Origin of the sequence: Catenibacterium sp. co_0103 (genome assembly GCF_004168205.1) — a bacterium.
Classification (GTDB): Bacteria; Bacillota_I; Bacilli_A; order Erysipelotrichales; family Coprobacillaceae; genus Catenibacterium; species Catenibacterium mitsuoka_A.
On record NZ_RCYB01000006.1, the window covers coordinates 31,381 to 57,433 of the forward strand.

A 26,053-nucleotide genomic window follows, 5' to 3' on the forward strand; every position below is an offset into this window, starting at 1 on the left:
ATACCTCCTTACAATAGGTTCTTAAGAAAGCGTCCTGTATGGCTCTTTTCACACTTTGCGACCTTTTCAGGGGTGCCTTCTACGACTATTGTACCACCATTATCGCCGCCTTCCAATCCTAAATCAATGATGTGATCTGCGACCTTAATGACATCTAGATTGTGTTCAATGACTAATACTGTATCACCATTATCCACAATCTTCTGTAATACAGCAATTAATCTATTCACGTCATCACTGTGTAATCCTGTAGTAGGTTCATCAAGAATATATAATGTTTTTCCTGTTGAACGCTTCTGTAATTCTGATGCAAGTTTTACTCTTTGGGCTTCACCACCAGAAAGTGTCGTTGCACTTTGTCCTAGCTTAATATAGCCAAGTCCTACATCATATAATGCTTGTAGTTTAGTATGAATACGAGGAAGATTTTCAAAGAAAGTAAGTGATTCTTCTACAGTCATTTCTAATACATCATAGATATTCTTATCCTTATAAGTGACCTGTAATGTTTCCTCATTATAACGATGTCCATGACATTCTTCACAAGGTACATAAACATCTGGTAAGAAGTTCATAGAGATACGTTTAACACCATCTCCCTGACATGCTTCACAACGTCCACCCTTCACATTAAATGAGAAACGTCCCTTATCATATCCACGTATTTTAGCTTCTGGAATCTTCGCAAATAAATCACGAATATCATCAAAGACACCTGTATAGGTAACTGGATTAGAACGTGGTGTACGACCAATTGGTTCCTGTGATACTTCAATTACCTTATCAATATTTTCTATACCACGTATTTCTTTATGTTTACCTGGTAGTTCTCTTGAACGATAAATCTTTGCACGTAATGCTTTACATAAAATATCATTCACTAAAGTAGATTTACCTGAACCAGACACACCTGTAACCGCAATAAACTTACCTAATGGGAACTTCACATTAATATTCTTTAAGTTATGTTCCTTAGCCCCACGTACTTCTAAATAAAGACCATTGCCTTTATGTCTTGTTTTAGGAACCTTAATCTTCTTTCTACCAGATAAATAATCACCAGTAATAGAATTTTCATTGGCAGCGACTTCTTCAGGTGTACCATAGGCAACTACCTGTCCACCATGAATACCAGCACCAGGTCCAATATCAATAATATAATCAGATTCACGCATTGTATCTTCATCATGTTCTACAACAAGAACACTATTTCCTAAATCACGCATTTCCTGTAATGTATGAATAAGTTTCTCATTGTCTCTTTGATGAAGACCAATAGACGGTTCATCTAATACATATAAAACACCTGTTAAACGTGAACCAATCTGAGTAGCTAGACGAATACGCTGTGCTTCACCACCAGATAATCCTCCAGCACGTCTAGAAAGTGTTAAATATCCAAGTCCTACTTCATTTAAGAATGTCAAACGATCATGAATTTCTTTTAAGATCAAATGGGCAATCTTTTCTTCCATTTCTGATAACTTTAAGTTTTCTACAAACTCCAAAGCTTTCTCAATAGAAAGATTCGTAAATTCAATGATATTCAAACCACCCACCTGTACACTTAAGACCATTTCATTCAGTCTTGCACCGTGGCATGTAGGACAGGTATGTTCAGCCATAAATGAGGCATACCATTCTTTAGACCATTTAGAAGATGTTTCTTCATAGCGTCTTTGTATAAGTGTAACAACACCTTCAATATAGTTTGTTGTACGAGAAACATTACCAGAAGAAGAAACAATTGTATAAGTAATAGGATCATGTGAACCAGTAAAGATAATATCTCTTTCTTCTTCATCAAAGTCCTTTAAAGGTTTATCTAAGTCAATATGATAATATTCACATAGTTTTAAGAATCTCTGCCATTCAATACGATCAGTACCAACTGCTGTCTTAAAATAACGAATACCACCTTCATTAATACTTAAATTCCAATCTGGTACTAATAAATCCAAATCAACTTCTTCCTTAATACCTAAACCTTTACAATCAGGACAAGCACCTAAGGGATTATTAAATGAGAATAAACGTGGTTCTAGTTTAGGAACAGAGAAACCACAAATAGGACAGGCATAGTTAGAAGAGAAAAGCTTTTCTGTACCCTGAGTCAAATTCTCTACAATAGCTTCACCATCTGTAAGTTTTAAAGCTGTTTCTAAAGATTCTATGAGACGTGTACGATATCCTTCTTTTTTCTTGATACGATCGACAATAACATCGATAGTATGTTTTTTATTTTTTTCTAGAGTAATGTCTTCATCAAGAGTATACATGTTTCCGTCTACCTTAACTCTGACATACCCCTCTTTTCTTAATTTATCAAAGAGATCTTTATGTGTCCCCTTTTGGTTCATTGCCATACGTGCAAGTATCTGTAATTTATCTCCATCATCATATGTATCCACAATATCACCCATCTGTTTTAATGTCTGGGCTTCTATCTTAATACCATGATGAGGACAATAAGCATGTCCTACACGTGCATATAATAAACGTAGATAATCATAAATCTCAGTCACTGTACCAACAGTAGAACGTGGATTATTAGATGTTGTTTTCTGATCAATCGCAATAGCGGGTGATAAGCCTTCTATTGAATCTACATCAGGTTTTTCCATTCCACCTAAGAACTGTCTTGCATATGAGTTTAATGATTCTACATAACGTCTCTGACCTTCTGCATAGATTGTATCAAACGCAAGAGATGTTTTACCACTTCCTGATAAACCAGTCATAATGACTAATTGATTCTTAGGAATATCTATATTCACATTCTTGAGGTTATTGACACGTGCACCTCTAACCGCAATGACATCCTGTTTCATTCTTCAACCTCCTTATAATCACTTCTTTATTTAAACCTTGTAATTGGTAATCATAGGCAAGAGAAAGGATTTTAGAATAATCCTGATGATTCTCAAAACCTTCATTAATTAAATCTTTACCTGTCACAATAGCTGCAGGTGCATGATCCCCACAAATAGAAATCATTTCCTCTACATATTCATTTAACTCATTAATAGAAGCACTTGTGACCATACCTCTACCTAACTTATCACATCTTGCAAGATAAAGAAGATCTTTTAGAGGAGCCTTCTGATCAATTGCTTTTAAGAAGCGTAAGAATTTGATCTTTCTTGCATGATTACGAGAAAATGTAGGTAATACCATATGATATTGAACCATAGTATAAATATATTTCTGCTGTTTATGAGAAAGAATAAGATCTACCTTCTCATTAAAGAGAGCTGCCCCTTCTTCTGCATGACCATAAGCATGTCCTTCTGGTGTTGTCACTAGTGGTTTACCTATATCGTGTAATAAAGCACTCCACATAAACCATAACGGTTCACTTGTATGATGCTTACATAAAGCTGCTAAGTCAGTCACCAACATTGTATGATTCCATACACTACCTTCTGGATGATAGTCAGTTCTTTGATGTGTTGTGACTAAATCTTCTAAATAGAATGGTAAACCATGAATATCTCTTAAGAAATTAAATCCCTGTGAAGGATATAATCCCATCAATATCTTACAATATTCTGTATAAATACGTTCGATACTTAAAGTCTCTAATCCACCTTCTTCTACAATAGATTGACAAAGATTCTCTGTGTCTCCATCCATCTTAAAGCCATAGCGTGACATAAAAGAAGCACCTCTTAATACACGTAATGGATCTTCTGAGAAATGATCTTTATTTGTAGCACGTAAAATACCATTCTTTAAATCTTCCTGTCCTGAATAGAAATCAATCACTTTCTCTGTTTCTACATCATATAACATACTATTAATAGTGAAATCTCTTCTAGCACAGGCTTTTTCTAAAGGAAGATCTGGATCCACAATAATATTAAAATCCTGATGCTTCAGTCCTGTCTTCTCTTCTATTCTAGGTAAGGCAAATTCATAACCTTCTAATGTAGAAAGATGTACAACCGCAAAGGATGCACCCATCACCTGTACTGTTCCAAAGGGAGATAATACTTCCTTTAAAGCCTCAAAAGAGAGGTGATGTACTTCTACATCAATATCTTTAGATCTTCTTTTTAATAGAAAATCTCGTACACACCCTCCTACTAGATATACATGTCCTCCTGCCTGTTTAATTGCCTCAAAGACATCTAATGCGAGAGGTGTGAGATTAAACTTACTTTCCATCTTTAATCTCCTCTATCATATCGCGTAATTCCATAGCTCGTTCAAAGTCAAGCACCTTAGCTGCTTCCTTCATCTGTCTTTCTAATTCCTCAAGAAGACCCTTCTTATCCTTCTTAGGTGCCTTACGGCCTTTCTTGACAAGCTTCTGTGCTTCATCAATGACTTCCTGACCATGGATTGCTTCTCTAATTTCTTTCTTGATAGTTGTAGGTGTAATACCATGGGCTTTATTATAAGCTTCTTGTATTTCTCTACGACGACTTGTTTCATCAATAGCACGCTGCATTGAATCAGTAATACGGTCTGCATACATGATTACATGACCATCCGCATTTCTTGCAGCACGACCAATTGTCTGAATCAATGAACGTTCACTTCTTAAGAACCCTTCCTTATCTGCATCTAAAATACATACAAGAGAGACTTCTGGAAGGTCTAAACCTTCTCTTAATAAGTTGATACCAATTAAGACATCATATTTACCTAAACGTAAATCTCTTAATATTTCTGTACGTTCTAATGTCTTTGTTTCTGAATGAAGATAAGCGACCTTTAAACCAAATTCCTTAAGGTAATCAGTTAAATCTTCAGCCATTCTCTTTGTAAGAGTCGTAATAAGTACACGTTCATTTCTTTCTATACGTAATTGTATTTCACTAATGATATCATCAATCTGATCTTCAATAGGACGTACTTCAATAATAGGATCTAATAATCCTGTTGGACGAATAATCTGTTCTACATATTCACCATGTACACCTTCTAATTCATAATCACCCGGTGTGGCAGATACATATATTGCCTGGGGAATAAGCTTTTCAAACTCTTCAAACCGAAGTGGTCTGTTATCTAAAGCACTTGGTAAACGGAAACCATATTCTACCAATGTTTCTTTACGGCTTCTATCTCCATTAAACATACCTCTGATCTGTGGAAGCATAACATGAGATTCATCAACAATAAGTAAAAAATCATCCGGGAAATAATCTAATAAACAATAAGGTCTTTCTCCTGGTTTTCTACCATCAATATGACGTGAATAGTTTTCAATACCTGGACAGATACCTACTTCTCTCAACATTTCAATATCATGTCTTGTACGGTTGTCTATTCTTTCATATTCAAGAGGTTTTGCGGCATCTTGATAATATTGTAGACGTTCTTTTAATTCTTCTTCTATCGTATCACAGGCATGAAGCATCTTTTCACGACTTGTAATATATTCTTCAGCCGGATAAATTGTATAAGTATTATAAGATGCTTGAACATGACCTGTCAGAGGATCTACTTCTGTAATACGATCTACTTCATCACCAAATAATTCAATACGTATAATATAAGATTCAGTATGACCTGGTACTATTTCAATGACATCACCACGTACTCTAAAAGTACCTTTGACCTGGTCCATATCATTTCTAGTATATTGTCTATCTACCAAGAATGTAAGTAATTCACGTCGATCTATTTCTTGTCCTACACGTAAAGAGAAGATCATTTCTTGATAACTTTGTGGATTACCTAACCCATAAATAGCTGCCACAGAGGCCACGACAATTGTGTCTTTTCTTTCTAATAAAGAATTCATAGCAGCAGCTCTTAACATCTCTATTTCTTCATTTGTCTGTGATTCTTTATCAATATATGTATCACTCTTAGGTATATAGGCTTCTGGCTGGTAGAAATCGAAGTTTGAAATAAAGTATTCTACACGGTTTTCTGGAAAGAATTCCTTTAATTCACTATATAACTGTCCTGCAAGAGTTTTATTATGTGATAGTACAAGAGTAGGTTTATTCACCTGTGCAATGACATTCGCAAAGGTAAATGTCTTACCAGTTCCTGTACCACCTAATAATACCTGTGTCTTTTTACCTTGATGAATACCTTCTACTAATTCTTTAATAGCCTCGGGCTGGTCACCCATTGGTTTAAATTTTGATACAAGCTTGTAAGACATAAAATCCCTTCTTTCTATATTAAAGTAAGTACCTTCTGTAAACTATTATCATATTCCTTATGACTTAATCTTTCTGTAAGTACAGAAACCATGCATTCCTGATCACTATATTCTAATACGCCATCTACAGTCAATCCATGATCCTGTTCAAAACGTTTTAATGCATCACTCACTCCTTGTGAGAAATAACCATCTGTACGACCTGGATTATAACCTAACACATCTAATAATCTTTCCATCACAATAATAGAATTATTCACATTATCCACATAAAACTTATCACTATAATAAGTGAAATAAGCTGATAAGAGAGATTGATCCTCTACAGTGACATCTGGAGTCCATCCCTTCTTATTAATATTCACACCCTTAGGTGTATACCACTTTGCATAAGTGTATTTCAATACAGAACCATCAGATAAGTTTGTCTGTGCCTGGATAGTCCCTTTCCCATAAGACTGCTGCCCAATAAGTTTATATCCCTGTATTTCTTTAAATGTACCTGCACATAATTCAGATGCACTGGCTGTTCCACTATTCATTAAAATATAACCATTAGAAAATGCATAATGTGTCTTACTATTATCCTTATATGTTTCAGTCTGACCCTTCTTATTCTTAACAGTAAAGAGTGTCTCTCCCTTCTCATTAAATAAAGAAAGCAGATCTCTAGCAGCAGTAATATAACCTCCACCATTACCTCTTAAATCTAGAATAATATCTGAGACATTCTGTTTCTTAAACTCTTTTAAAGCTTTTTCTACATGCTGAGCAGTTGTATCACCAAAAGTAGAAATATTCACATAACCATATGTTTTATTATTTGTAGTACCTACATAATAAGTCACATCAGAGCTAAAATTCTTACGTACTGCTTTCACATTTAAAGTCTGTTGAAGTCTTTTTATCTTTAAAGAGACTTCAGTCCCTTCATTTCCTTTAATATATTCCTGCATTTCAGTACTAGTCATGCCAGAAAGTGATTTGTTATCAGCATCAGTAATGATATCTCCTGCTTTAAGACCTGCTTTTTCTGCACTGCTTCCTTCAATAATACCAGTTAATAAAGCACCGCTATGTACAGGTGAGAAATAAACACCAATACCACTGTAATTACCATTAATATCACTATTAAATTCTTTATTCTCCTGTGTAGACATATAAGAAGAATGTGAATCACCTAAACCATCTACCAATCCTTCAATCATACGATCTTGAATAGATATTTTAGAATCAGTTGTATCCAGCCAATTATTATTAAGAAGTTCTACTACTTCATCTACTACTGTCGTATTTGTCTTATCTTCAGCACTCGCATCACTATTATGAAATACTAAATAACCACTCCCAAATCCAAGAGCTAAACATAATACACCTATGACTATATATTTGATTAATAAGTTTTTCTTTCTTTTATTTAATTCCATGTTCAAGTCACCTCGTTTCATTATTTTATCATAACATGACTGTTTTGAGTAGAAACTTGACCAAAAAGAAAAGATCCCTATAATAGGGATCTTCCATTATTTAATTCAGATCTGATTAAGCTAATTCTGAGAAATACTTGATTGTCTTAACCATGTTAGAAGTGAATGAGTTTTCATTGTCGTACCAAGATACAACCTGAACTTCACTATTTCCATCAGGTAAAGCTGTGACCATAGTCTGAGTTGCGTCAAATAATGAACCGTAAGTCATTCCAACGATGTCAGAAGATACGATTTCGTCTTCATTGTAACCGAATGAATCAGTTGCAGCAGCCTTCATAGCAGCGTTAACTTCATCAACAGTAACAGTACCCTTAACAACAGCTGTTAAAACTGTAGTTGATCCAGTTGGAACTGGTACACGAACTGCAGAACCGATTAATTTACCATTTAATTCTGGGATAACTAAACCGATAGCTTTTGCAGCACCTGTAGATGATGGTACGATGTTAACTGCAGCAGCTCTAGATCTTCTTAAGTTACCTTTTCTCTGTGGTCCATCAAGAAGCATCTGGTCACCAGTGTAACCATGAACTGTTAACATGATACCACCCTGGATTTCTGCTAACTTGTTTAATGCATCAGCCATTGGAGCTAAGCAGTTTGTAGTACAAGAAGCTGCAGAGATAACCTGATCATCTGCTGTTAATGTTTCGTTGTTTACGTTGAATACGATAGTCTTAAGATCGTTTCCAGCTGGAGCTGAAATAACAACCTTCTTAGCACCTGCAGCTACATGAGCTTCAGCTTTTGCTTTTGAAGTGTAGAAACCAGTACATTCAAGAACTACGTCTACGTCTAATTCACCCCAAGGTAATTTAGAAGCATCTGGTTCTTTATAGATAGTGATTTTCTTACCGTTAACAGTGATGAAATCTTCTCCTGCTTCTACTGTATCAGCATGAGCATATTTACCCTGTGAAGAATCATACTTTAATAAGTAAGCTAACATTTTAGGTGAAGTTAAATCGTTGATAGCTACTACTTCATAACCTTCTGCATCAAACATCTGTCTGAATGCTAAACGACCGATACGGCCAAATCCATTAATTGCAACTTTTACTGCCATAATATGACATTCCTCCTTAAATAATTTCTATTTGTATTATAATCCAGCACTTAACTAAAATCAACTATTTCACAAGGATTTATGTAAAGGTAAACCCTTTCATCAAAACTTTTTTTAATGTTTAGAACAAAACACAAAAATGAAGCATAAGCATGTAAAAACTATCTTAATTTATAGAAAAAAAGAATAAGGATTTCTCCTTATTCTTCTTCACCATAGTTATCTTCAACTAAGCCTTCGTCTTCTTCTTCAGCGCTTTCTTCTGATTCATCTTCATTGTAGATATCATTCATATCGATATGCACTTCTTCGAATCTATGTCTTGTTCTAAGATCCCATTTGTTTTCACCAACAGTGATCATACGACCATCTAAGATCATATTTGTATAGAATAATGATTCGTTATCATCTTTCTGTTCTTCATCGAATTCTTTCTTTTCAGCAACTTCTTTCCAAATATCATAGAAACTCATTGCTCCTGCTGATTTAGTAAGAATTTCGAATGCGATATTTACCATTGACTCTTGTCTGTAATCCATAGTAGCCTCCTACATCTTTTCTGGTGCATGGACACCAATTAAGTTTAATGCGTTTGCAAGTGTAATGCGTGTTGCTTCTACAAGTGCTAAACGTTGAGATGATAATTCTTTGTTTTCTTCATCAATTACATGACAGTCACCATAGAATGAATGGAATAACTGTGCTAATTTCTGAATATAGTTTGCAATCTTATGAGGGGCTCTTGTACGAGCTGCATCATTGATTGTGTTTTTGAATTCATTAATGTGTTTTAATAATTCAATTTCTTTTGGGTTATTAATCAATTCAAAGTGATCTGCAGGTTCAATGTTCTTTTCTGCTGCTGATCTCATGATTGAACACATTCTTGCATGTGCATACTGTGCATAGTATACAGGGTTTTCATTTGACTGTGATTTTGCAAGTCCTAAGTCAAAATCAAATGGTGTGTTCGCTGCTTTCGCTACAAAGAAATAACGAGTTGCATCTACACCAATATCATCAATTAAGTCACGAATAGTAACAGCGTTACCAGTACGTTTACTCATCTTAACTACTTCACCGTTTTCAACCATTCTTACCATCTGTAAGATATCGATATTTAACTGATCTGCATTATAACCTAAAGCCTGAATAGCTGCTTTCATACGATTGATATAACCATGGTGGTCAGCACCAAGTAAGTCAACTAAGTAATCATAACCTCTGTTCATCTTACTTAAGTGATATGCGATATCTGGTGTGAAGTATGTATAACTTCCATCAGTTTTAATAAGAACACGGTCCTTATCATCACCAAAGTCAGTTGTTCTAAACCATAAGGCTCCATCCTGTTCATATGTATAGCCTTTTTCTTTTAACTTATTGATTGCAGGTTCAATCTTATTACCTTCATATAGAGAAGTTTCAGAGAACCATACATCAAATGATACACGGAATTCCTTTAAGATATCTTTGATCTTCTGTAATTCATGTTCAGTACCAACCTTACGGAAATAAGCAATAGCTTCTTCTTCAGTTAACTGAGTTAAAGCATCTCCTTCTTTTTCCTTGATACTCTTCGCAATATCAATGACGTCCTGTCCCATATATCCATCTTCAGGAATTGGACGTTCAATATCAAATAATGCAAGATAACGGCTGTATAGAGATAATGCAAGGTTAGTGATCTGTTTACCTGCATCATTAATATAATATTCTCTAGTTACATTATAACCTGCTTTAGTCATAATACGACAGATAGAATCACCTACTGCAGCACCCTTTGCATGACCTAAGTGTAAGTCACCTGTTGGGTTGGCAGAAACAAATTCTACGTTATATTTCTTTCCTTCACCGAAGTGAGTCTGTCCATAATTATCCTTTTCTGAAAGTACTTCAGTAATTACTGAAGTAAGCGCATCATTTTTCATAAAGAAGTTAATAAAACCAGGACCAGCAATTTCTACTTTTTCTACATGTGCTGCTTCCTGATCAAGTGAATCAACAATGGCTGTCGCAATTTCACGAGGATTCTTATGGAGTGTTCTTGTCAGCTGCATTGCAATGTTAGTAGAATAATCACCATGAGTAGAATCCTTAGGAATCTCAACCATGATATTTTCAGGGGTGATATCTACTGCTTCAAAGCACTTTTTAACAGACTGACCAATGGCGATTTTTAGTGAGTTTTCAAGCTTATTTTCAGCCATCTTGTATTCCTCCTTTTTTATTTCATACTCTAAATAATGTATCACAAAATGTTGGACTGTCAAGAATTTTATAGAAGTGGAGAGAATAATCTCAATAATCCTTCTACGAGTCCTTTAAAATGACGGCTGTCATCTATTTTTACAGGTGCACAGATTTCATTCATTTCTCTAAAATCTCTCTTGATTGCAGATAAACATTCTGCTTCATATAATAAGACATTGCATTCAAAGTGTAAGTATAAAGAACGATAATCAAAGTTGATTGTTCCTACTGTAGCTGCTTTACCATCAACTAACATGACTTTCGCATGTAAGAAGCCTGGTAAATATTCATACACCTCAATACCAGCACGAATGAGATCATAATAATAAGAACGTGTCACTCTAAAGACAATCTTCTTATCCGGTACATGAGGGACATAGAGTCTGATCTTAACACCATTCTTAGAAGCAAGGCACAATGCCTTCAACATAACATCATCAATAATAAAATAAGGTGTCATAATATCAATACTTCTAGAAGCATGTGTAATCATATTTAAATAAACTGCTTCTCCAACACCTTCATCATCTAAAGGATCATCTCCATAGGGTAATACATAACCTGTATTCTTAAATGGCTCAGGATGATAGGTATGTGGTTTAAACTGTTCTATATCTTCTCCATGATATTCCTTATGATAAGCATAGAAGGTTGATAGAAACATAGATGTCAAAGACCATACTGCTTCTCCTTCTAAACGAATACCTGTATCCTTCCAATGTCCAAAACGCATCTTACAGTTAATATATTCATCTGCTAAGTTAAAACCTCCAGAATAGCCAATATAACCATCAATCACACAGATCTTACGATGGTCTCTATGGTTCTGGCTTAAAGAGAAGACAGGAATAAAACGGTTAAACATCACTGTTTTAATGCCTGCTTCTTCTAATTTTTTTGCAAAGTGAAGAGGTACAGTTGTAAAGGAACCAAAGTCATCAAAGATAAAGCGTACATCAACACCTTCTTTAACCTTCTGTTTTAAGATTCCGATGATTGTATCAAACATCAGTCCTTTAGAAACAATAAAGTACTCCATAAAGATAAAATGTTTTGCATGTAAAAGATCTTTAATCATATCCTGATAGTTATAATCACTTAATGAATAGTACTTACATTCTGTATGATTATATATAGGGAATGATTGTCTATTGAGATAATCTAAAGAAATAATCTTCTTATTAATAATCTGATTTCTAATAACCGGATCCTGATGTCTTGTTTCATTAAAATATTGTACTTCTGGCTGAATCTTTCTTTTTAACCAGCGTGATGGTCTCTTGTTACCTAACAAGAGATAAAGTAATCCTCCTGCGTTAGGCAATAACATTATAAAGAAGATCCATGTCATCTTATAGTTTGTATTCTCATCTTTACTAATCAAATAAAAGATCATAAATGCGGAAAGTGAGATAAATAAGAAACGAACCACACCATTAAAGTCTGTGAGTATTGCTGCAAAGTATACAAGATAAATAGCCTGAATACAGATGAGCGCAATATAAATCACAATCGGACTTAGTAAGAACTGGATAAAACGATATAGATATTCAAAGAACAATGCTGTAAAACGTTTTATATATTTCATGAAGGCACCCCTTCTTCATCTATATCAGAGTAATGCACCATCATATAAGCTTTTGTTACAAGATGTTCCTGATCATAGAGTTCATAGATAAATTTCATTGTACCTTCTCTATATTCTAAAGAAATCACTTTTGTATGAAGTTCTACAACACCATAAGGCAATGTATATTTATTCGGTACACGCATATCCTTATTAAAGTGTAATACAGATTGATCATTCACAAGATGTACATGTGTATCATCATATTGGATATGCATTGGTTTTCCTTCTACTTCAAAAGAGATATGATGAACACCTTTTACTTCATAATGGTCTCCTATCTCTTTGTATTTTACTTTTTCTTTGACAGGGCCATTGACTAATAAACATTCATAAGAAATTCTTTTTTTCATCATCCTACCTCCTTAATTATATAGTAACCTTCTGTACGATACCCATTTTCTAGATAAAAATCAAGAGATTGTGAATAAGGAATGATCTTCACTACACACATATGTTGTTTCTTGAAGAACTCCTCTATAGCACCTAATACTTCTTTCTCATAGAATTCTCTACGATCATCAGGAAGTAATACAATATCTTTTACACAATCATCAATAATATGTGCACACCCTATAACATGATCTTCTTGATAGAATTCTAAGAATAATCCTTCCTGATTCCATTCTTTAGAAGCCTGTTCAAGGATATAGTGTGTACCCTGTGCATCCTTATATTTATTAAAAGACTGATATCTAAAAGATGAACGTCTAATAACTTGTCTTGTAGAGAAGATTTTTTGATCCTGTTTGGCTTTACCTAATAATATAGCTTGTACAATTTCTGATTCTTCTGGTAATGAACTAATTGTTCCATCTTGTTTAAGTATTTCTACTTCATTTGCATGTCTGACCTCCATACGTTTATAAGGTACCTGATTCATAATCGCATCACTTGTGACATAATAGCGAGGATCCAGTCCTTCTTCTATACATATCTTTCGTGTATTTTCATAATCTTCATCACCCTTAAGTGTACGATATTTAAATAATTCTCTTTCTAATAAACGAGTCGATAAATCTTTAAGAATTGTATCATCTTCATCCATAAAGCATCTTATATAATAGAGTAATGATGTTTCATCAAGTCTTACAAATTGTTCAGGTGTGAAACTATCTTCTAAGAAAGGAACGAGAAGTGGAAATGAAGATTTAAAGGTATAGTTTTGTTTATATAAGTCCTTTACACGTTTCATAACACTCCCTAGTACTTGTTCATAACTTCTAGATACGGGATGATAATACACCTGCCAATACATATAATAACGAGCTAGAATATAATCTTCTATTGCCTGTACACCGGAAGATTTAAAGACAATACGATTATCTACAATACGCATAGTACGTAATATTCTTGATAAATCAAACTGTCCATAAGTCACACCACAGTTATAAGAATCACGTAGAAGGTAATCCATACGATCAGCATCAACCTGACTAGAGATCATCTGCACCAACATTGGTTTATCGGCTTTCTTTTCTATAATACGTGCCACATCTTCAGGCAAATGAGGATCAACCTGTGAGAGGACTTCATGTACCTCTGTATGTCCTCTAATAAGAGCTGTGGTCATCTCTTCATGATTATAATGAAAGATTCCCTCAAATGAATGAGAGAAAGGACCATGTCCTAAATCATGTAATAAAGCGGCACATAATACAGTTAAACGTTCATAGTCTGTTAAGTGGTTTTTGACTTGATCTAATTCTGTCATTTGTCGAGTTATTTCATAAACACCTAAAGAATGGACAAAACGTGAATGTTCTGCACTAGGAAATACCATGGATGTACCTCCTAACTGTTTAATACGTCTTAAACGTTGAAATTCTTTTGTATTAATCAGTTTCCAGATAGGCATATATTCAACACGTATATAATCATGAACAACATCTCTAAATACTTTTGTATCAAATAAACGGTAATCTTCTAAATGCATGGTATCACCTTCCTTATTAGGGTTATTTTATCATTTTTAAGAGTTATTTGCGAATGATATAGGTTATAATAGCTATGGAGGTATATTTATGTATATTGATGAAATTTATGCTGCACGTGATTATATTCAGTCACGCTATAAAAATCCTATTGATGTTGCCATTGTATTAGGTTCAGGTTTAGGACCACTTGCTGATGTGATTAATGAACCTGTAGAAATTGATTATAAGGATATCCCTTATTTCCCTGTTTCTACTGTACCAGGACATGCTGGTAAACTTATTATTGGTGAAATTGGTGGTAAAACTGTTGCCTGTATGAAAGGTCGTTTCCATTTCTATGAGGGCTATGATATGCAAAAAGTCACAATGCCTATTCGTGTATTCAGTGCTTTAGGTATTAAGAACTTAATTGTGACTAATGCCTGTGGTGGTGTAAGAGATGATTTAAATCCAGGACAGATTGTAATTATTTCTGATCATTTATCATTTATGATGCCATCGCCTTTAAGAGGACCTAATCTAGATGATTTTGGACCACGTTTTAAGGATATGACTGATGTTTATACATCAACATTACGCTCTCTTGCCTTTGAATCTGCAAAGAAAGTAAATGTAGATGTAAAAGAAGGCGTTTATTGTTTCTTTAAAGGACCACAATTTGAAACACCTGCAGAAATCAGAGCATTCAAGACACTTGGTGCAGATATGGTAGGTATGTCTACAGTGCCTGAAGCTATTGTTGCAAGACATTCTGATATGAAGATTTTAGGTATTTCACTTGTGACTAATAAAGCAGCAGGATTATCTAATAATGAATTAAATCATATAGAAGTCATGGAAGCAGCAAATAGTGCAGAAGAAAGACTTGTAAAGCTTGTAAAACAGATTTTGAAAGACATGTAATAAAGACCAGCTCTCGCTGGTCTTTTATATTAGTCTAGATCTTCACCGTTAGATTCAATGACTTTCTTATACCAGTAGAAAGAGTCTTTCTTACTTCTCTTCATAGTACCAGTACCATCATCATGTTTATCTACATAAATAAAGCCATAACGTTTTCTCATTTCTCCAGTACCTGCAGAAACAAGGTCAATACAGCCCCAAGTTGTATAACCGATTAAATCAATACCTTCTTCAATCGCTTTATCCATTTCTTTAATATGTTCACGGTAGTAGTCAATTCTATAATCATCATGAATAGAACCATCTTCTTCTACTGTATCAAAGGCACCTAAACCATTTTCTACAACCATTAATGGTAATTCATAACGGTCATAAACAACCTCAAGATAGTATCTTAATCCCTGAGGATCTAATGCCCATCCCCAATCAGAATATGTTAAGTAAGGGTTACGTACACCAAATGACATATTACCACCTACTGTATCTTCATTCTTGTGAGTTGTAATAGACTGAGACATATAATATGAGAATGTATAAAGATCAACAGTACCATTCTTTAGTTCTACTAGATCCTGTTCAGTGATATCTAATTCTACATTATGTTCCTTCCATAAGCGTTTTGCATATGTTGGATATTTACCTTTACATTGAACATCTCCGCAATAGAAGATACCTTTTTCCCATTTATAACGATTAAAGAGAATATCTTCTGGATCAGAAGTGAGTGGATAATAAGTAATACCACAGATCATGCAGCCAATCTGATAGTCAGGATCAATCGCATGACCAATCTGTACAGCTCTTGCACTCGCTACAAACTGATAATGAAGATGCTGATATGCTTCCTGGAAAGCTTCATCACTTGCATTATCTGGTAAGAAGTTGATTGTATTATTAATTTCATTAAATGTAAGCCAGTATTTTACAAGACCCTTATATTCTTTAAAGATAGTAGTCACATACTTTTCATATAATTCAATGTACTTTCTATCCTGCCAGTCACCATACTTTTCTTCTAATGCAAGTGGTGTATCAAAGTGCCAGATAGAAACGAGTGGTTCAATACCCGCATTTCTTAATTCTGTAAATACATTTCTATAGAAGTCTAAACCAGCCTGATTTGGTTCTGTTTCTTCTCCTGTAGGATAGATTCTAGACCATGAAATAGAAAGTCTGAACATCTTGAATCCCATTTCTTTAAGTAAGGCAATATCTTCTTTGTAGTGATGATAGAAATCAATACCATCATGGTTAGGATAGAGTTCATCATCAAAGACTGCAAAATGAGCCCCTTCTGGTAATTTAAAGCCATGGTTAGGTAATTTCTGTTTCTGACCATCCTTATCAATAAATGTAACCATTCTAGGAGTATTCACTGTTCCTCCTGTAGTTACATCAGTACGGGCCATACCTCTTCCATCTACATTCCATGCCCCTTCACACTGATTGGCAGCAACAGCGCCACCCCAATAAAAATCTTTACTAAATGTCATTGTTTATTCCTCCTAAATCATATTATATAAATTTTTAAACAAATATATTAAAATCCGACAGATTATGAAAATATTATTTTGGAATATCACATGAACCATAGTAATTATTTAAACCTACAATATGTGTATAGGTTTTGTGATTAATAGAGATATAATCCACATTTTCTATAAGGTTCTTATATGTATTCTCTATTTGATATTCACAATAAGGATTCTTCATAATTGTTCCTGAATAATTGATATCAATAGAATTAGGATAAGCATTATAGACAGGCATATGAGTATAAAGTGGTATTTCTAGTATACGTTTCACATGATCCATATAATTAGAGATATACCCTTTCAACATATTCTTTGCTTCACTATAAGGTGCTCTGATGTTAGACATATAATAATGATGACCGGGATTATTGTTATGGACATCAAACTTCTGCAGATAAAGAGAATCCTGTCCTTTAGTGATATAATTATCAGCTAAATACTTAGAACCATAGAGAATAGCTTTTTCTCTTGTATCCCAGTTTCTTGATGCCGCAAAGTCTATCCCATCCTGATCACTACTGTTTGCTCCAATATTATATATATTATAGAAGAGAGGTCCTTGCGGATTGTTTCTTGCATGTCCTCCACGAAGTCCTAGTCCTCCACCTGTCTGTTCCTGAATCGCACGGGTAATGAGTAATGACATAGAGACGTTATTTACTTCTGCACTGTAACGATAGAGTTCGGCCCAGTCTTTTTTAGACTGGGGTTCTAGACCTGACATTTCAGTTCCTTCCAGCATTCTTTTTCCTTCCTGTAATGTTTCAGAAGGATTATAAGTGAGTTTCTCAAACATCAGCGCATGATAAGCATCCAAACCATTACGTGGATCTAAGAAATAACGGGCTGCATTCAATGAAACACGACACCATGTCTGTCCTTCTATAATATTAGGAGAGGCAATCATTGAAGAATCATTTGTATCTATTAATGATTTACTTTGGAAGATGGATGCAGTTTGACTAAAGTCTAAAGAAGTATTAAGAGGTACATAGCACCATTCTGGATAAAGTGCATGTAAGAATCGTAAAGATTGTTTATAGCTATCAGGAAATGATGTGATTTCTTTTTCAAAAGATTCATCAAATACATATGCAATCACATTACGACTTGATATATAGCCTTCTTTCTTCTCACCATTCACATATATATAACCATAATATTGAGAACCTCTTTGTCCTTCTACAACTAAAGGTTGTCCCATTGTGAGTGTTTGATTAAGAAAAGATGTATTCTCTTTAACTAAAAAAATATGAGGTGCAAGCTCCTTATACGAAGTACATTGATGAACACCTAGAAGTAAAACTAGTACACATACTATCTTAATAATCGATGTCTTCTTCATTGACCCACCCTACCTGTGCACCACAGATGACATAAACATAATGTCCATAGACACCTGCAATCTTCACTTCAGTGCCTTTTTCACCTATAAACCAATGATCTGTATAATCATCTAAACAATAGAGATGATGATTTCTTTCATATAAGAATTCATTCTTAATAAAGATCATTACATGATCACTCACTCTATAACATTGACTAAACTCTTTTCCTTTCTTCATCATCTTTACTTCATAATCAGGAAAAGCTATCTTATGGTCTACTTCACCATTACCATACAGATCTTTATTTAATACACCTATAGGAAATGGCTGTACACATTCTGTTTGGTATGTCACTTCCCCCTTATAACTATTTATAATAAGCGCATTTAATTGTGAGATAGGTTTCACACCTGTTCCTCCATCAATACAGATAATTTTCTTTTCTTCATCTATAATAATGTCATTATGAATAGAACGAGGGAAATAATTGGATGTAGGAAGATGTCCTACTACAACTGTATACTTTAATGAATGTCCCAGTTCATAAAAATGTTGGAGTTCGAGGTAAGATGATAAACCACACTCCTTATAATTATCTCTTGGTTCTACACCTGCATGGACAAATAAATAATCATTAAATAATAGTGTAGTAGGTAAATGGGACATGAACTTTAATTCTTGTTTAAGCTTTTCAGCCATAATCTTCTGCATACCTAAAGGTGTTTCATGTCCATCACTAAAATGTTCATGATTATAAATATCTCTAATAATACCGTTCTTACTATTTCTTTTGAGATACTTAGGAATTTCTCCTGCAATTTCTGGAATAGTAAGTAATGCATTCATCGCCCATTCACAATTTCCCATCAATATATAACACTTAGGAAAACGTGAAAGATTCATAATAAAGTGTATTGTTTCTAATACCTGGTCTCCTTTTTCTACAAAATCGCCAATAATCACTAAATAATCCTCTACAGGATCATAATTCACTTTTCTTAATAATTCTTTAAAGCGGTCTAAATGACCATGTATGTCTGATATCGCAATCAAGCGATAGTCATTCTTTTCTTTTTTAATTAAATGTTTAGGCTTTAACATAAATACCTCCTGATATCATTCTACAACAAAAAAAGTAGGTTGACCCTACTTTCTTGTTGCATAATATTTTCTTACAAGCATCTGTGTTTTACGAATATGTCTTTGAATACGTTCTGTTGCTTCCTCTTTGTCTCTATCAATGATAGCTTCTAGAATAGCACGATGTTCTGCAAGTGATGATTCTAAACGTTCTGGACGTGCAATAGAATGTCTTGATGTCACAGAGACATAGTAATGAATATCCTTAAGAATCTGTTCAAAATAGGTAGACTGTGTTGCCTGATAAATAGACTCATGGAATAAAATATTAAAATCATTCACTTTATCAAAGTCGCCCTTTGTAGTATAGAATTCTAGTAATTCAAATACTTCTTTAATTTTAGCAAGATGTACTTCATCTATACGATCAATTGCGAATGAAACAGCTAATCCCTCTAAAGAAAGACGTATTTCAAACATATCATCAATATCACGAGGTGAAAAACCTTTCACATAAACACCTTTGTTAGGAATACTTTCTACTAAACCTTCTAATTCTAGCTGTTTTAATGCTTCTCTAATAGGTGTACGAGAAATTTTCAATTCTTTCGCAAGTGTTAATTCATTTAGTTTATCACCGCATTGATAACTTTCATTAAGAATACGATCACGTAATAAGATAAATATTTTAGAGCCCAATGATCCATGGGAAGTTGATTCAAAAATGCTATGAGATGGCATTTCATTGTCCCTCCTCTTATAATTTATCGATAATTGCGTCTGTAAACTCTTTTGTAGTTGCCTGTCCACCAATATCAGGTGTTGTAAACTTACCTTCTTCTACAACTGCTGCTAAAGCTTCTCTTAAAGATTGTGCTTCTTTCTGCTTATTTAATGCTTCAAGCATCATTGCGAATGCAAGAATTAAAGAACTTGGGTTCGCAATACCTTTACCTGCAATATCAGGTGCACTGCCATGAACAGCTTCATAAATACGGTAGTCGTCACCAATATTACCTGATGGTGCAATACCAAGACCACCTACAAGACCTGCACATAAGTCAGAAACAATATCCCCATATAAGTTAGGTGCAACAAGAACATCAAATGTTTCTGGACGCTGTACAAGCTGCATACACATATTATCAATAATAACTTCCTGTGTTTCTATTTCTGGATAGTCTTTTGCCACTTCTCTATAACAATCAAGGAAAAGACCATCTGTATACTTCATTATATTGGCTTTATGGATGGATGTCACTTTTTTTCTGTTATTTGTGCGTGCATATTCAAATGCATAACGACAAATACGTGTAGAAGCTTCTCTAGTGATCAACTTAACACCATTCGCAATATCATCAGTGAGCATATATTCAATACCTTTATATAAATCTTCAGTATTTTCTCTAATGATGACTAAATCAATATTTTCATATTTAGAATCAATACCCTTGAAGTTACGTAAAGGACGTACATTAGCATAAGTAGAGAATTTCTGTCTTAATGCAACATTCACACTTCTAAAGCCTGTTCCAATTGGAGTTGCTGTAGGACCTTTTAATGCCCATTTGTATTCTTCAATTGCATCTACAAGACCAGGTTCCCATACTTCACCTGTTTCTTTTGCATATTGGGCACCTGCTCTATATTTAACCCATTCAATATCTAGGTTCATTGCTTTTGTGATAGATTCAACACTTGCTGAAATCTCTGGTCCAATACCATCACCTGGAATAAGTACTGCTTTCATTAGAAATCTCCTCCTAGTTCTTTAATTGCGTTTAATAATCCACCATACTGAATCATGACTTTTTCACGTGCTGATAATGATAGACGTGCTGTAATAGTTTCATTTGTATTCTTATTAGTCACTACAATGTCTTTACCTTCTTCTACAGATGTTAATAAATCACTTAATTCGTAATCATCCTGATCATTGAAGAAATCGTAATCTTTCGCATCAATAACAAGTGGAAGAATACCATTGTTGATTAAGTTAGAACGATGAATTCTCGCAAATGAAATGGCGAAGATAGCTTTGATCTTTAAGTAGTTAGGTACTAATGCAGCATGTTCTCTTGATGAACCCTGTCCATAGTTATCTCCACCTACAATGAAACCACCATTGTTTTTAACGGCTCTATTATAGAATTCAGAATCTACCTTAGAGAATGAGAACTTAGCTAAATGAGGGACATTAGAACGGAATGGAAGTAGTTTAGAATCAGAAGGTACAATATGGTCTGTAGAAATATTGTCTCCTACTTTTAATACAACCTTACCAGTCACTGTATCTGTTAACTTATCTCCTCTAGGAACTGGTTTGATGTTAGGTCCCATATAGATTTTATTATCAGGGATATATTCACTAATAAAGAAGTTAGGATTCTTCACAAATGGTGTATCTGGTACTTCTTCTAATACCATATCATTTTCAAATTCCTGTGATAAATAACCTTTGACTGCAGATAATGCAGCAACTTCTGGGGATACAAGATATACACTTGCATCATTTGTACCAGAACGTCCTTTAAAGTTACGGTTGATTGTTCTTAAAGATACACCTTTTGATAATGGAGCCTGTCCCATACCGATACAAGGGCCACAACCACATTCAAGGATTCTAGCACCTGCATGAATCATATCTGCAAGAGCACCATTTTGTGCAAGCATAGAAAGAATTGAAGAAGAACCTGGAGCGATAACTAAAGAAACATCTTCAGCTACTTTACGACCTTTTAAGATTTTTGCAGCACGCATCATATCTGGTAAAGATGAGTTTGTACAAGAACCAATGACTACCTGATTGATCTTCATACCTTCTAATTCTTTTACATCTACTACATTATCTGGTGAATGAGGCTGAGCAACCATAGGAACTAATGTAGACATATCGATTTCAATAGTTTCATCATATGTTGCATCATCATCAGCTTTCATTTCAACATATTCATCTTCTCTACCCTGCTGTTTTAAGTAAGCTAAAGTATTTTCATCTGTTGGGAATACTGAAGTAGTGGCACCAAGTTCTGCACCCATGTTACAGATAGTCGCACGGTCAGTAAGTGAAAGATCATTTAAACCTTCACCTGTATATTCAACAATCTTATTAACCCCACCTTTTACTGATAATTCCTGTAAGATTTTTAAGATAACATCTTTTGCAGATACCCAAGGTGCTTTACGTCCTGTTAGTTTAACCTGTAATACTGATGGACACTGAACATAGTACTTACCTGTTGCCATGGCAACAGCGACATCAAGTCCTCCTGCACCAATCGCAATCATACCCATTGCACCACATGTTGGTGTATGAGAATCTGAACCAATAAGCGTCTTACCTGGATGTGAGAAATTTTCAAGCTGTAACTGATGACAAACACCATTACCTGGTTTAGAGAATGTGATACCATGTTTTCTTGCAACAGACTTAATAAATTCATGGTCATCCATGTTTTCAAAACCAGTTTGAAGCATGTTATGGTCAATATAAGCCACGGCTTTTTCTACTGCAACATGACCTACATTCATTGCTTCTAACTGAAGATAAGCCATTGTACCTGTAGAATCCTGTGTTAAAGTCTGGTCAATTCCAATACAAATAGATGTTCCTGGAACTAATTCTCCTTCTTTAAGATGTGCATTCAAGATTTTATACGCTAGATTCATATAATCTTCTCCCCCTTGTTTCTTATTGTATACAATTATACACATATACTATTATCTGTGCAATATAAAAAACAAAGATAATTTGTATTTATTTCGTTAAATTGGTACAATACATTGGGTGATGAAAAATGATATTATCTTGTTCAGGACTATCTAAATCTTATTCAGGAAAAGAAGTCCTAAAAAATATAACATTCCATATAGAAGAGCATGATAAACTTGCCATTATTGGTGTTAATGGTGCTGGTAAGAGTACATTGCTTAGAATTCTTTTAAATGAAGAAGCTTATGATGATGGTATAATGACTATTGCGAAGAATATTCGTATTGGTACATTGAATCAGGAACATAAGTTTGATCTTAATAAGAGTATTTATGAAACATTAGAAGAACCTTTTGAAGATTTAAAGAAGATAGAAAAACGTATTCGTGAATTGGAACAGGAAATGGCTGTCACAAATGATTTAGATACAATTATGAATCAGTATGATTCTTTATTATCTAAATTCCAGGATGAAGGCGGTTATGCCATGGAGTCACAGGTAAAAGGTATTCTCAATGGTTTAGGTTTTGATGAGGATATGTGGTATAAACCTATTGGTATTTTATCTGGTGGACAGAAGACAAGAATTGCGTTAGGTCAGTTGTTATTACGTTCTCCCGATTTATTATTACTTGATGAACCGACCAACCATCTTGATGTAAATTCTATTGAATGGTTGGAAAACTATTTAAAACAGTATAATAAAGCTGTAATTGTAGTATCTCATGACCGTTATTTTATTGATCAAGTGTCTACTTCTATTATGGAAATAGAGAATGGTAAGAGTAAGATCTATAAATGTAATTATTCTAAATATGCTGAAATCAAGAAGCATGATCGTGATGTAGAATTAAAACATTATTTAAATAACCAGAAAGATATTAAACGTATGCAGGAGTCTATTGATCGTTTAAAATCTTATAACCGTGAAAAACAGGTAAAACGTGCTGAGTCTAAAGAGAAAGCACTTGAACGTATGGAGAAGGTAGAAAGGCCTGAAAGTCTTCCTTCTAGTATCCGTTTTGCATTTGAGCCTGAAGTAGAGAGTGGTTATGATGTTTTAAAAGTAGATGATGTAGCGATGGCTTTTGATAAGCCATTGTTTGATTCTGTGTCTTTTGAAGTTAAGAAAGGTGAAAGAGTTGCTTTACTTGGACCTAATGGTGTAGGTAAGACAACTATGTTCCATTTGATTCTTAAAGATTATTTACCTGTACATGGACGTATTCGTTTAGGTTCTAAGGTGATGATTGGTTATTATGATCAGGAACAGACTTCTTTATCTCCTGAAAAGACAATTTTTGATGAAATACATGATGCTTATCCTGATATGAATAATACAGAAATCAGAAATATCTGTGCTGCATTCTTATTCAAAGGTGAAGATGTATTTAAAACAATTGATGTTTTATCCGGTGGTGAAAAAGGACGCATCGTCTTAATTAAGCTATTACTTAATAAGGCAAACTTCTTAATTCTAGATGAACCAACAAACCATTTAGATATTCAATCTAAGGAAGTACTAGAAGATGCATTATTAGATTTTCCTGGTACTATTCTCTTTATTTCTCATGACCGTTATTTTATTAATAAATTGGCTACCAAGATTGTAGAGATGAATCCACATGGTGATGAAATATTTGGTGGTAACTATTCTTATTATCTTGAACATCGTAAAGTAGAAGAAGTTGTGAAAGAAACATCTGTAAAAGTTCAAAATAACATTGATAAGAAAAAGAAGAATAGATTAAAGAAGATAGAAAATGATATTTCTGACTTTGAAGAGAAGATCAGTGCGAAGAAAGAAGAACTCCATAGCGATGAAGTGATGAATGATTATCAGAAGTATAATGAAATCACTGCTGAACTAGAAGATTTAAACAACAAATTAGAAGAACTCATGACGGAATGGGAAGAACTTTCAGAAGAGATGAACGCTTAAAAGGACTAGGGGCAACCCTAGTCCTAATTTCTTTGTTTTAAGTTATAGATAAGTATAAATGCACAGATAAAATCACCAATGATTGACACAATAAATGGATAAAATGCATAAAGATCTTTTAATGTTGGCAAGAAAGATAAGACAAAAATATTCTGTGAATAACATAAGAACTTAATGCCTATCACCATAAAGGCAATCATATAAGCAAACCATAAACAATAATGTGTATAGATTCCTCCTGGCACCACATGCTTTAATCTTTCATATTCATTCTCTGTTCCTCTATTATGAGATAACTTAATATACATATTCTTATATATCTTGAGATTCATACGTGAGAACATAATAATTGGAATATAGAGTAATGTCCAGAAACCAATAGTCCCTAAGTAAGGACACAGTAAACCACTCACAATAGAAGCACCCATGCATATATAGAAGGAACGTGGCATAGTAAATGTCAGCCCTTCAGGATCAAAGTAATCATAAAGTTCTCTTCCACCATAACGATGTAACCATTTATTTCTTTCATCATAAACAGTCTTAATAGATAAGACATTAACCATTAGACCAATCATATAGAGTACTGTATTCAGCAATTCCCCTCTTTTATTAATAAGAGTCACAGTACTGTCTCCATCTAATTGATAAAGGAAAAGCATAATAACTGAAGTCACAATAACTAACATTACAGATAGTATAAAATAAGCATTATAGAGTGTATCTTTTTCTGAATCATCAGCCTTTTTAATACGATATTCCATTAAGCAATAAAGACCTGTTTCTATTAATACAACAAGACTTCCTAAACCTATAGGAGGATTAATTAGGAAAATAAACCAGCTTATTAGCGATAAAATAATAGCGTTCATATTTCCCTCCTTTCCAACCTATCATACACTAAAAAAAACATCCGGAAAAGACTAAACTGGTTCAAAAGTCAAGGACAGAATGTTGACAGTCCTTGCCAAATGAGCATCACCGTAAGGTGATGCTCTTTTTTTTCGCGCCCTCTATCTCTCTATCTCCACGACGAAAAGAAGTCCTGAT

Annotated in this window: 19 protein-coding genes; 2 read left to right on the forward strand and 17 right to left on the reverse strand. The window is 34.1% G+C overall.

Going from position 1 to position 26,053, the window contains the following annotated elements:
• Positions 1-8: 8 nt before the first annotated feature.
• From uvrA to EAI80_RS02065, 10 genes are all read right to left on the reverse strand, one after another.
• Positions 9-2,831 carry an excinuclease ABC subunit UvrA gene (gene uvrA, locus EAI80_RS02020; protein WP_129980756.1) on the reverse strand — a complete coding sequence of 941 codons (2,823 nt, stop codon included), beginning with the start codon at positions 2,829-2,831 and terminating at the stop codon, positions 9-11.
• Positions 2,806-4,170 (reverse strand): HD domain-containing protein, encoded by a 1,365-nt coding sequence (locus EAI80_RS02025; protein ID WP_129980757.1) that lies wholly within the window; start codon positions 4,168-4,170, stop codon positions 2,806-2,808. The genes uvrA and EAI80_RS02025 overlap by 26 nt, the downstream gene beginning before the upstream one ends.
• Positions 4,160-6,130 (reverse strand): excinuclease ABC subunit UvrB, encoded by a 1,971-nt coding sequence (uvrB, locus tag EAI80_RS02030; protein ID WP_129980758.1) that lies wholly within the window; start codon positions 6,128-6,130, stop codon positions 4,160-4,162. Before uvrB ends, EAI80_RS02025 begins: the two co-directional genes overlap by 11 nt.
• A gap of 14 nt (positions 6,131-6,144) precedes the next feature.
• Positions 6,145-7,557, reverse strand: a complete 1,413-nt coding sequence (locus EAI80_RS02035) for a S41 family peptidase (protein WP_161220265.1) — start codon at positions 7,555-7,557, stop codon at positions 6,145-6,147.
• A gap of 115 nt (positions 7,558-7,672) precedes the next feature.
• Positions 7,673-8,686 (reverse strand): type I glyceraldehyde-3-phosphate dehydrogenase, encoded by a 1,014-nt coding sequence (gene gap, locus EAI80_RS02040; protein ID WP_129980760.1) that lies wholly within the window; start codon positions 8,684-8,686, stop codon positions 7,673-7,675.
• Positions 8,687-8,886: 200 nt separating this feature from the next.
• A complete protein-coding gene (rpoE, locus tag EAI80_RS02045; RefSeq protein ID WP_129980761.1) occupies positions 8,887-9,225 on the reverse strand; it encodes a DNA-directed RNA polymerase subunit delta in 339 nt (112 codons plus the stop codon).
• 9 nt (positions 9,226-9,234) lie between these two features.
• A complete protein-coding gene (gene argS, locus EAI80_RS02050; protein WP_129980762.1) occupies positions 9,235-10,896 on the reverse strand; it encodes an arginine--tRNA ligase in 1,662 nt (553 codons plus the stop codon).
• A gap of 68 nt (positions 10,897-10,964) precedes the next feature.
• Positions 10,965-12,527 carry a cardiolipin synthase gene (cls, locus tag EAI80_RS02055; RefSeq protein WP_129980763.1) on the reverse strand — a complete coding sequence of 521 codons (1,563 nt, stop codon included), beginning with the start codon at positions 12,525-12,527 and terminating at the stop codon, positions 10,965-10,967.
• Positions 12,524-12,919 carry a DUF1934 domain-containing protein gene (locus EAI80_RS02060; protein WP_129980764.1) on the reverse strand — a complete coding sequence of 132 codons (396 nt, stop codon included), beginning with the start codon at positions 12,917-12,919 and terminating at the stop codon, positions 12,524-12,526. Before EAI80_RS02060 ends, cls begins: the two co-directional genes overlap by 4 nt.
• Positions 12,919-14,502, reverse strand: coding sequence for an HD domain-containing protein (locus EAI80_RS02065; RefSeq protein ID WP_129980765.1), 1,584 nt, complete (start codon positions 14,500-14,502; stop codon positions 12,919-12,921). Before EAI80_RS02065 ends, EAI80_RS02060 begins: the two co-directional genes overlap by 1 nt.
• Before the next feature lie 88 nt (positions 14,503-14,590).
• On the opposite strand from EAI80_RS02065, the gene EAI80_RS02070 reads away from it, so the two are divergent.
• A complete protein-coding gene (locus EAI80_RS02070; protein ID WP_129980766.1) occupies positions 14,591-15,406 on the forward strand; it encodes a purine-nucleoside phosphorylase in 816 nt (271 codons plus the stop codon).
• Positions 15,407-15,435: 29 nt separating this feature from the next.
• On the opposite strand, the gene EAI80_RS02075 is transcribed toward EAI80_RS02070, so the two are convergent.
• From EAI80_RS02075 to EAI80_RS02100, 6 genes are all read right to left on the reverse strand, one after another.
• The gene (locus EAI80_RS02075; protein ID WP_129980767.1) at positions 15,436-16,899 is read right to left on the reverse strand and encodes a family 1 glycosylhydrolase; all 1,464 of its coding nucleotides are present in this window, start codon (positions 16,897-16,899) and stop codon (positions 15,436-15,438) included.
• Positions 16,900-16,972: 73 nt separating this feature from the next.
• Positions 16,973-18,286 (reverse strand): hypothetical protein, encoded by a 1,314-nt coding sequence (locus tag EAI80_RS02080; protein WP_129980768.1) that lies wholly within the window; start codon positions 18,284-18,286, stop codon positions 16,973-16,975.
• Positions 18,264-19,370 (reverse strand): metallophosphoesterase, encoded by a 1,107-nt coding sequence (locus tag EAI80_RS02085; RefSeq protein ID WP_129980769.1) that lies wholly within the window; start codon positions 19,368-19,370, stop codon positions 18,264-18,266. Before EAI80_RS02085 ends, EAI80_RS02080 begins: the two co-directional genes overlap by 23 nt.
• 45 nt (positions 19,371-19,415) lie before the next feature.
• On the reverse strand, positions 19,416-20,090 hold the full coding sequence (locus EAI80_RS02090) for a GntR family transcriptional regulator (RefSeq protein WP_129980770.1): 675 nt from the start codon (positions 20,088-20,090) through the stop codon (positions 19,416-19,418).
• Between the two features lie 16 nt (positions 20,091-20,106).
• A complete protein-coding gene (locus EAI80_RS02095) occupies positions 20,107-21,099 on the reverse strand; it encodes an isocitrate/isopropylmalate dehydrogenase family protein (RefSeq protein ID WP_129980771.1) in 993 nt (330 codons plus the stop codon).
• Positions 21,099-23,018 carry an aconitate hydratase gene (locus EAI80_RS02100; protein ID WP_129980772.1) on the reverse strand — a complete coding sequence of 640 codons (1,920 nt, stop codon included), beginning with the start codon at positions 23,016-23,018 and terminating at the stop codon, positions 21,099-21,101. The genes EAI80_RS02095 and EAI80_RS02100 overlap by 1 nt, the downstream gene beginning before the upstream one ends.
• Before the next feature lie 128 nt (positions 23,019-23,146).
• Between EAI80_RS02100 and abc-f the strand changes: the two genes are divergently transcribed.
• Positions 23,147-25,003, forward strand: a complete 1,857-nt coding sequence (gene abc-f / locus EAI80_RS02105) for a ribosomal protection-like ABC-F family protein (protein ID WP_129980773.1) — start codon at positions 23,147-23,149, stop codon at positions 25,001-25,003.
• Between the two features lie 23 nt (positions 25,004-25,026).
• Here abc-f and EAI80_RS02110 read toward each other — a convergent pair whose 3' ends face one another.
• The gene (locus EAI80_RS02110; RefSeq protein WP_129980774.1) at positions 25,027-25,875 is read right to left on the reverse strand and encodes a hypothetical protein; all 849 of its coding nucleotides are present in this window, start codon (positions 25,873-25,875) and stop codon (positions 25,027-25,029) included.
• Positions 25,876-26,053: the final 178 nt, after the last annotated feature.

Excerpts from the sequence above, each read along its gene's own strand:
- EAI80_RS02060 (WP_129980764.1), bottom strand. The coding sequence starts at position 12,919 with ATGAAAAAAAGAATTTCTTATGAATGTTTATTAGTCAATGGCCCTGTC.
- EAI80_RS02110 (WP_129980774.1), bottom strand. The coding sequence starts at position 25,875 with ATGAACGCTATTATTTTATCGCTAATAAGCTGGTTTATTTTCCTAATT.
- EAI80_RS02025 (WP_129980757.1), bottom strand. The coding sequence starts at position 4,170 with ATGGAAAGTAAGTTTAATCTCACACCTCTCGCATTAGATGTCTTTGAG.
- EAI80_RS02100 (WP_129980772.1), bottom strand. The coding sequence starts at position 23,018 with ATGAATCTAGCGTATAAAATCTTGAATGCACATCTTAAAGAAGGAGAA.
- EAI80_RS02075 (WP_129980767.1), bottom strand. The coding sequence starts at position 16,899 with ATGACATTTAGTAAAGATTTTTATTGGGGTGGCGCTGTTGCTGCCAAT.
- uvrB (WP_129980758.1), bottom strand. The coding sequence starts at position 6,130 with ATGTCTTACAAGCTTGTATCAAAATTTAAACCAATGGGTGACCAGCCC.
- EAI80_RS02080 (WP_129980768.1), bottom strand. The coding sequence starts at position 18,286 with ATGAAGAAGACATCGATTATTAAGATAGTATGTGTACTAGTTTTACTT.
- EAI80_RS02090 (WP_129980770.1), bottom strand. The coding sequence starts at position 20,090 with ATGCCATCTCATAGCATTTTTGAATCAACTTCCCATGGATCATTGGGC.
- EAI80_RS02065 (WP_129980765.1), bottom strand. The coding sequence starts at position 14,502 with ATGCATTTAGAAGATTACCGTTTATTTGATACAAAAGTATTTAGAGAT.
- rpoE (WP_129980761.1), bottom strand. The coding sequence starts at position 9,225 with ATGGATTACAGACAAGAGTCAATGGTAAATATCGCATTCGAAATTCTT.
- uvrA (WP_129980756.1), bottom strand. The coding sequence starts at position 2,831 with ATGAAACAGGATGTCATTGCGGTTAGAGGTGCACGTGTCAATAACCTC.
- EAI80_RS02085 (WP_129980769.1), bottom strand. The coding sequence starts at position 19,370 with ATGTTAAAGCCTAAACATTTAATTAAAAAAGAAAAGAATGACTATCGC.
- EAI80_RS02070 (WP_129980766.1), top strand. The coding sequence starts at position 14,591 with ATGTATATTGATGAAATTTATGCTGCACGTGATTATATTCAGTCACGC.
- argS (WP_129980762.1), bottom strand. The coding sequence starts at position 10,896 with ATGGCTGAAAATAAGCTTGAAAACTCACTAAAAATCGCCATTGGTCAG.
- EAI80_RS02095 (WP_129980771.1), bottom strand. The coding sequence starts at position 21,099 with ATGAAAGCAGTACTTATTCCAGGTGATGGTATTGGACCAGAGATTTCA.
- gap (WP_129980760.1), bottom strand. The coding sequence starts at position 8,686 with ATGGCAGTAAAAGTTGCAATTAATGGATTTGGCCGTATCGGTCGTTTA.
- abc-f (WP_129980773.1), top strand. The coding sequence starts at position 23,147 with ATGATATTATCTTGTTCAGGACTATCTAAATCTTATTCAGGAAAAGAA.
- cls (WP_129980763.1), bottom strand. The coding sequence starts at position 12,527 with ATGAAATATATAAAACGTTTTACAGCATTGTTCTTTGAATATCTATAT.
- EAI80_RS02035 (WP_161220265.1), bottom strand. The coding sequence starts at position 7,557 with ATGGAATTAAATAAAAGAAAGAAAAACTTATTAATCAAATATATAGTC.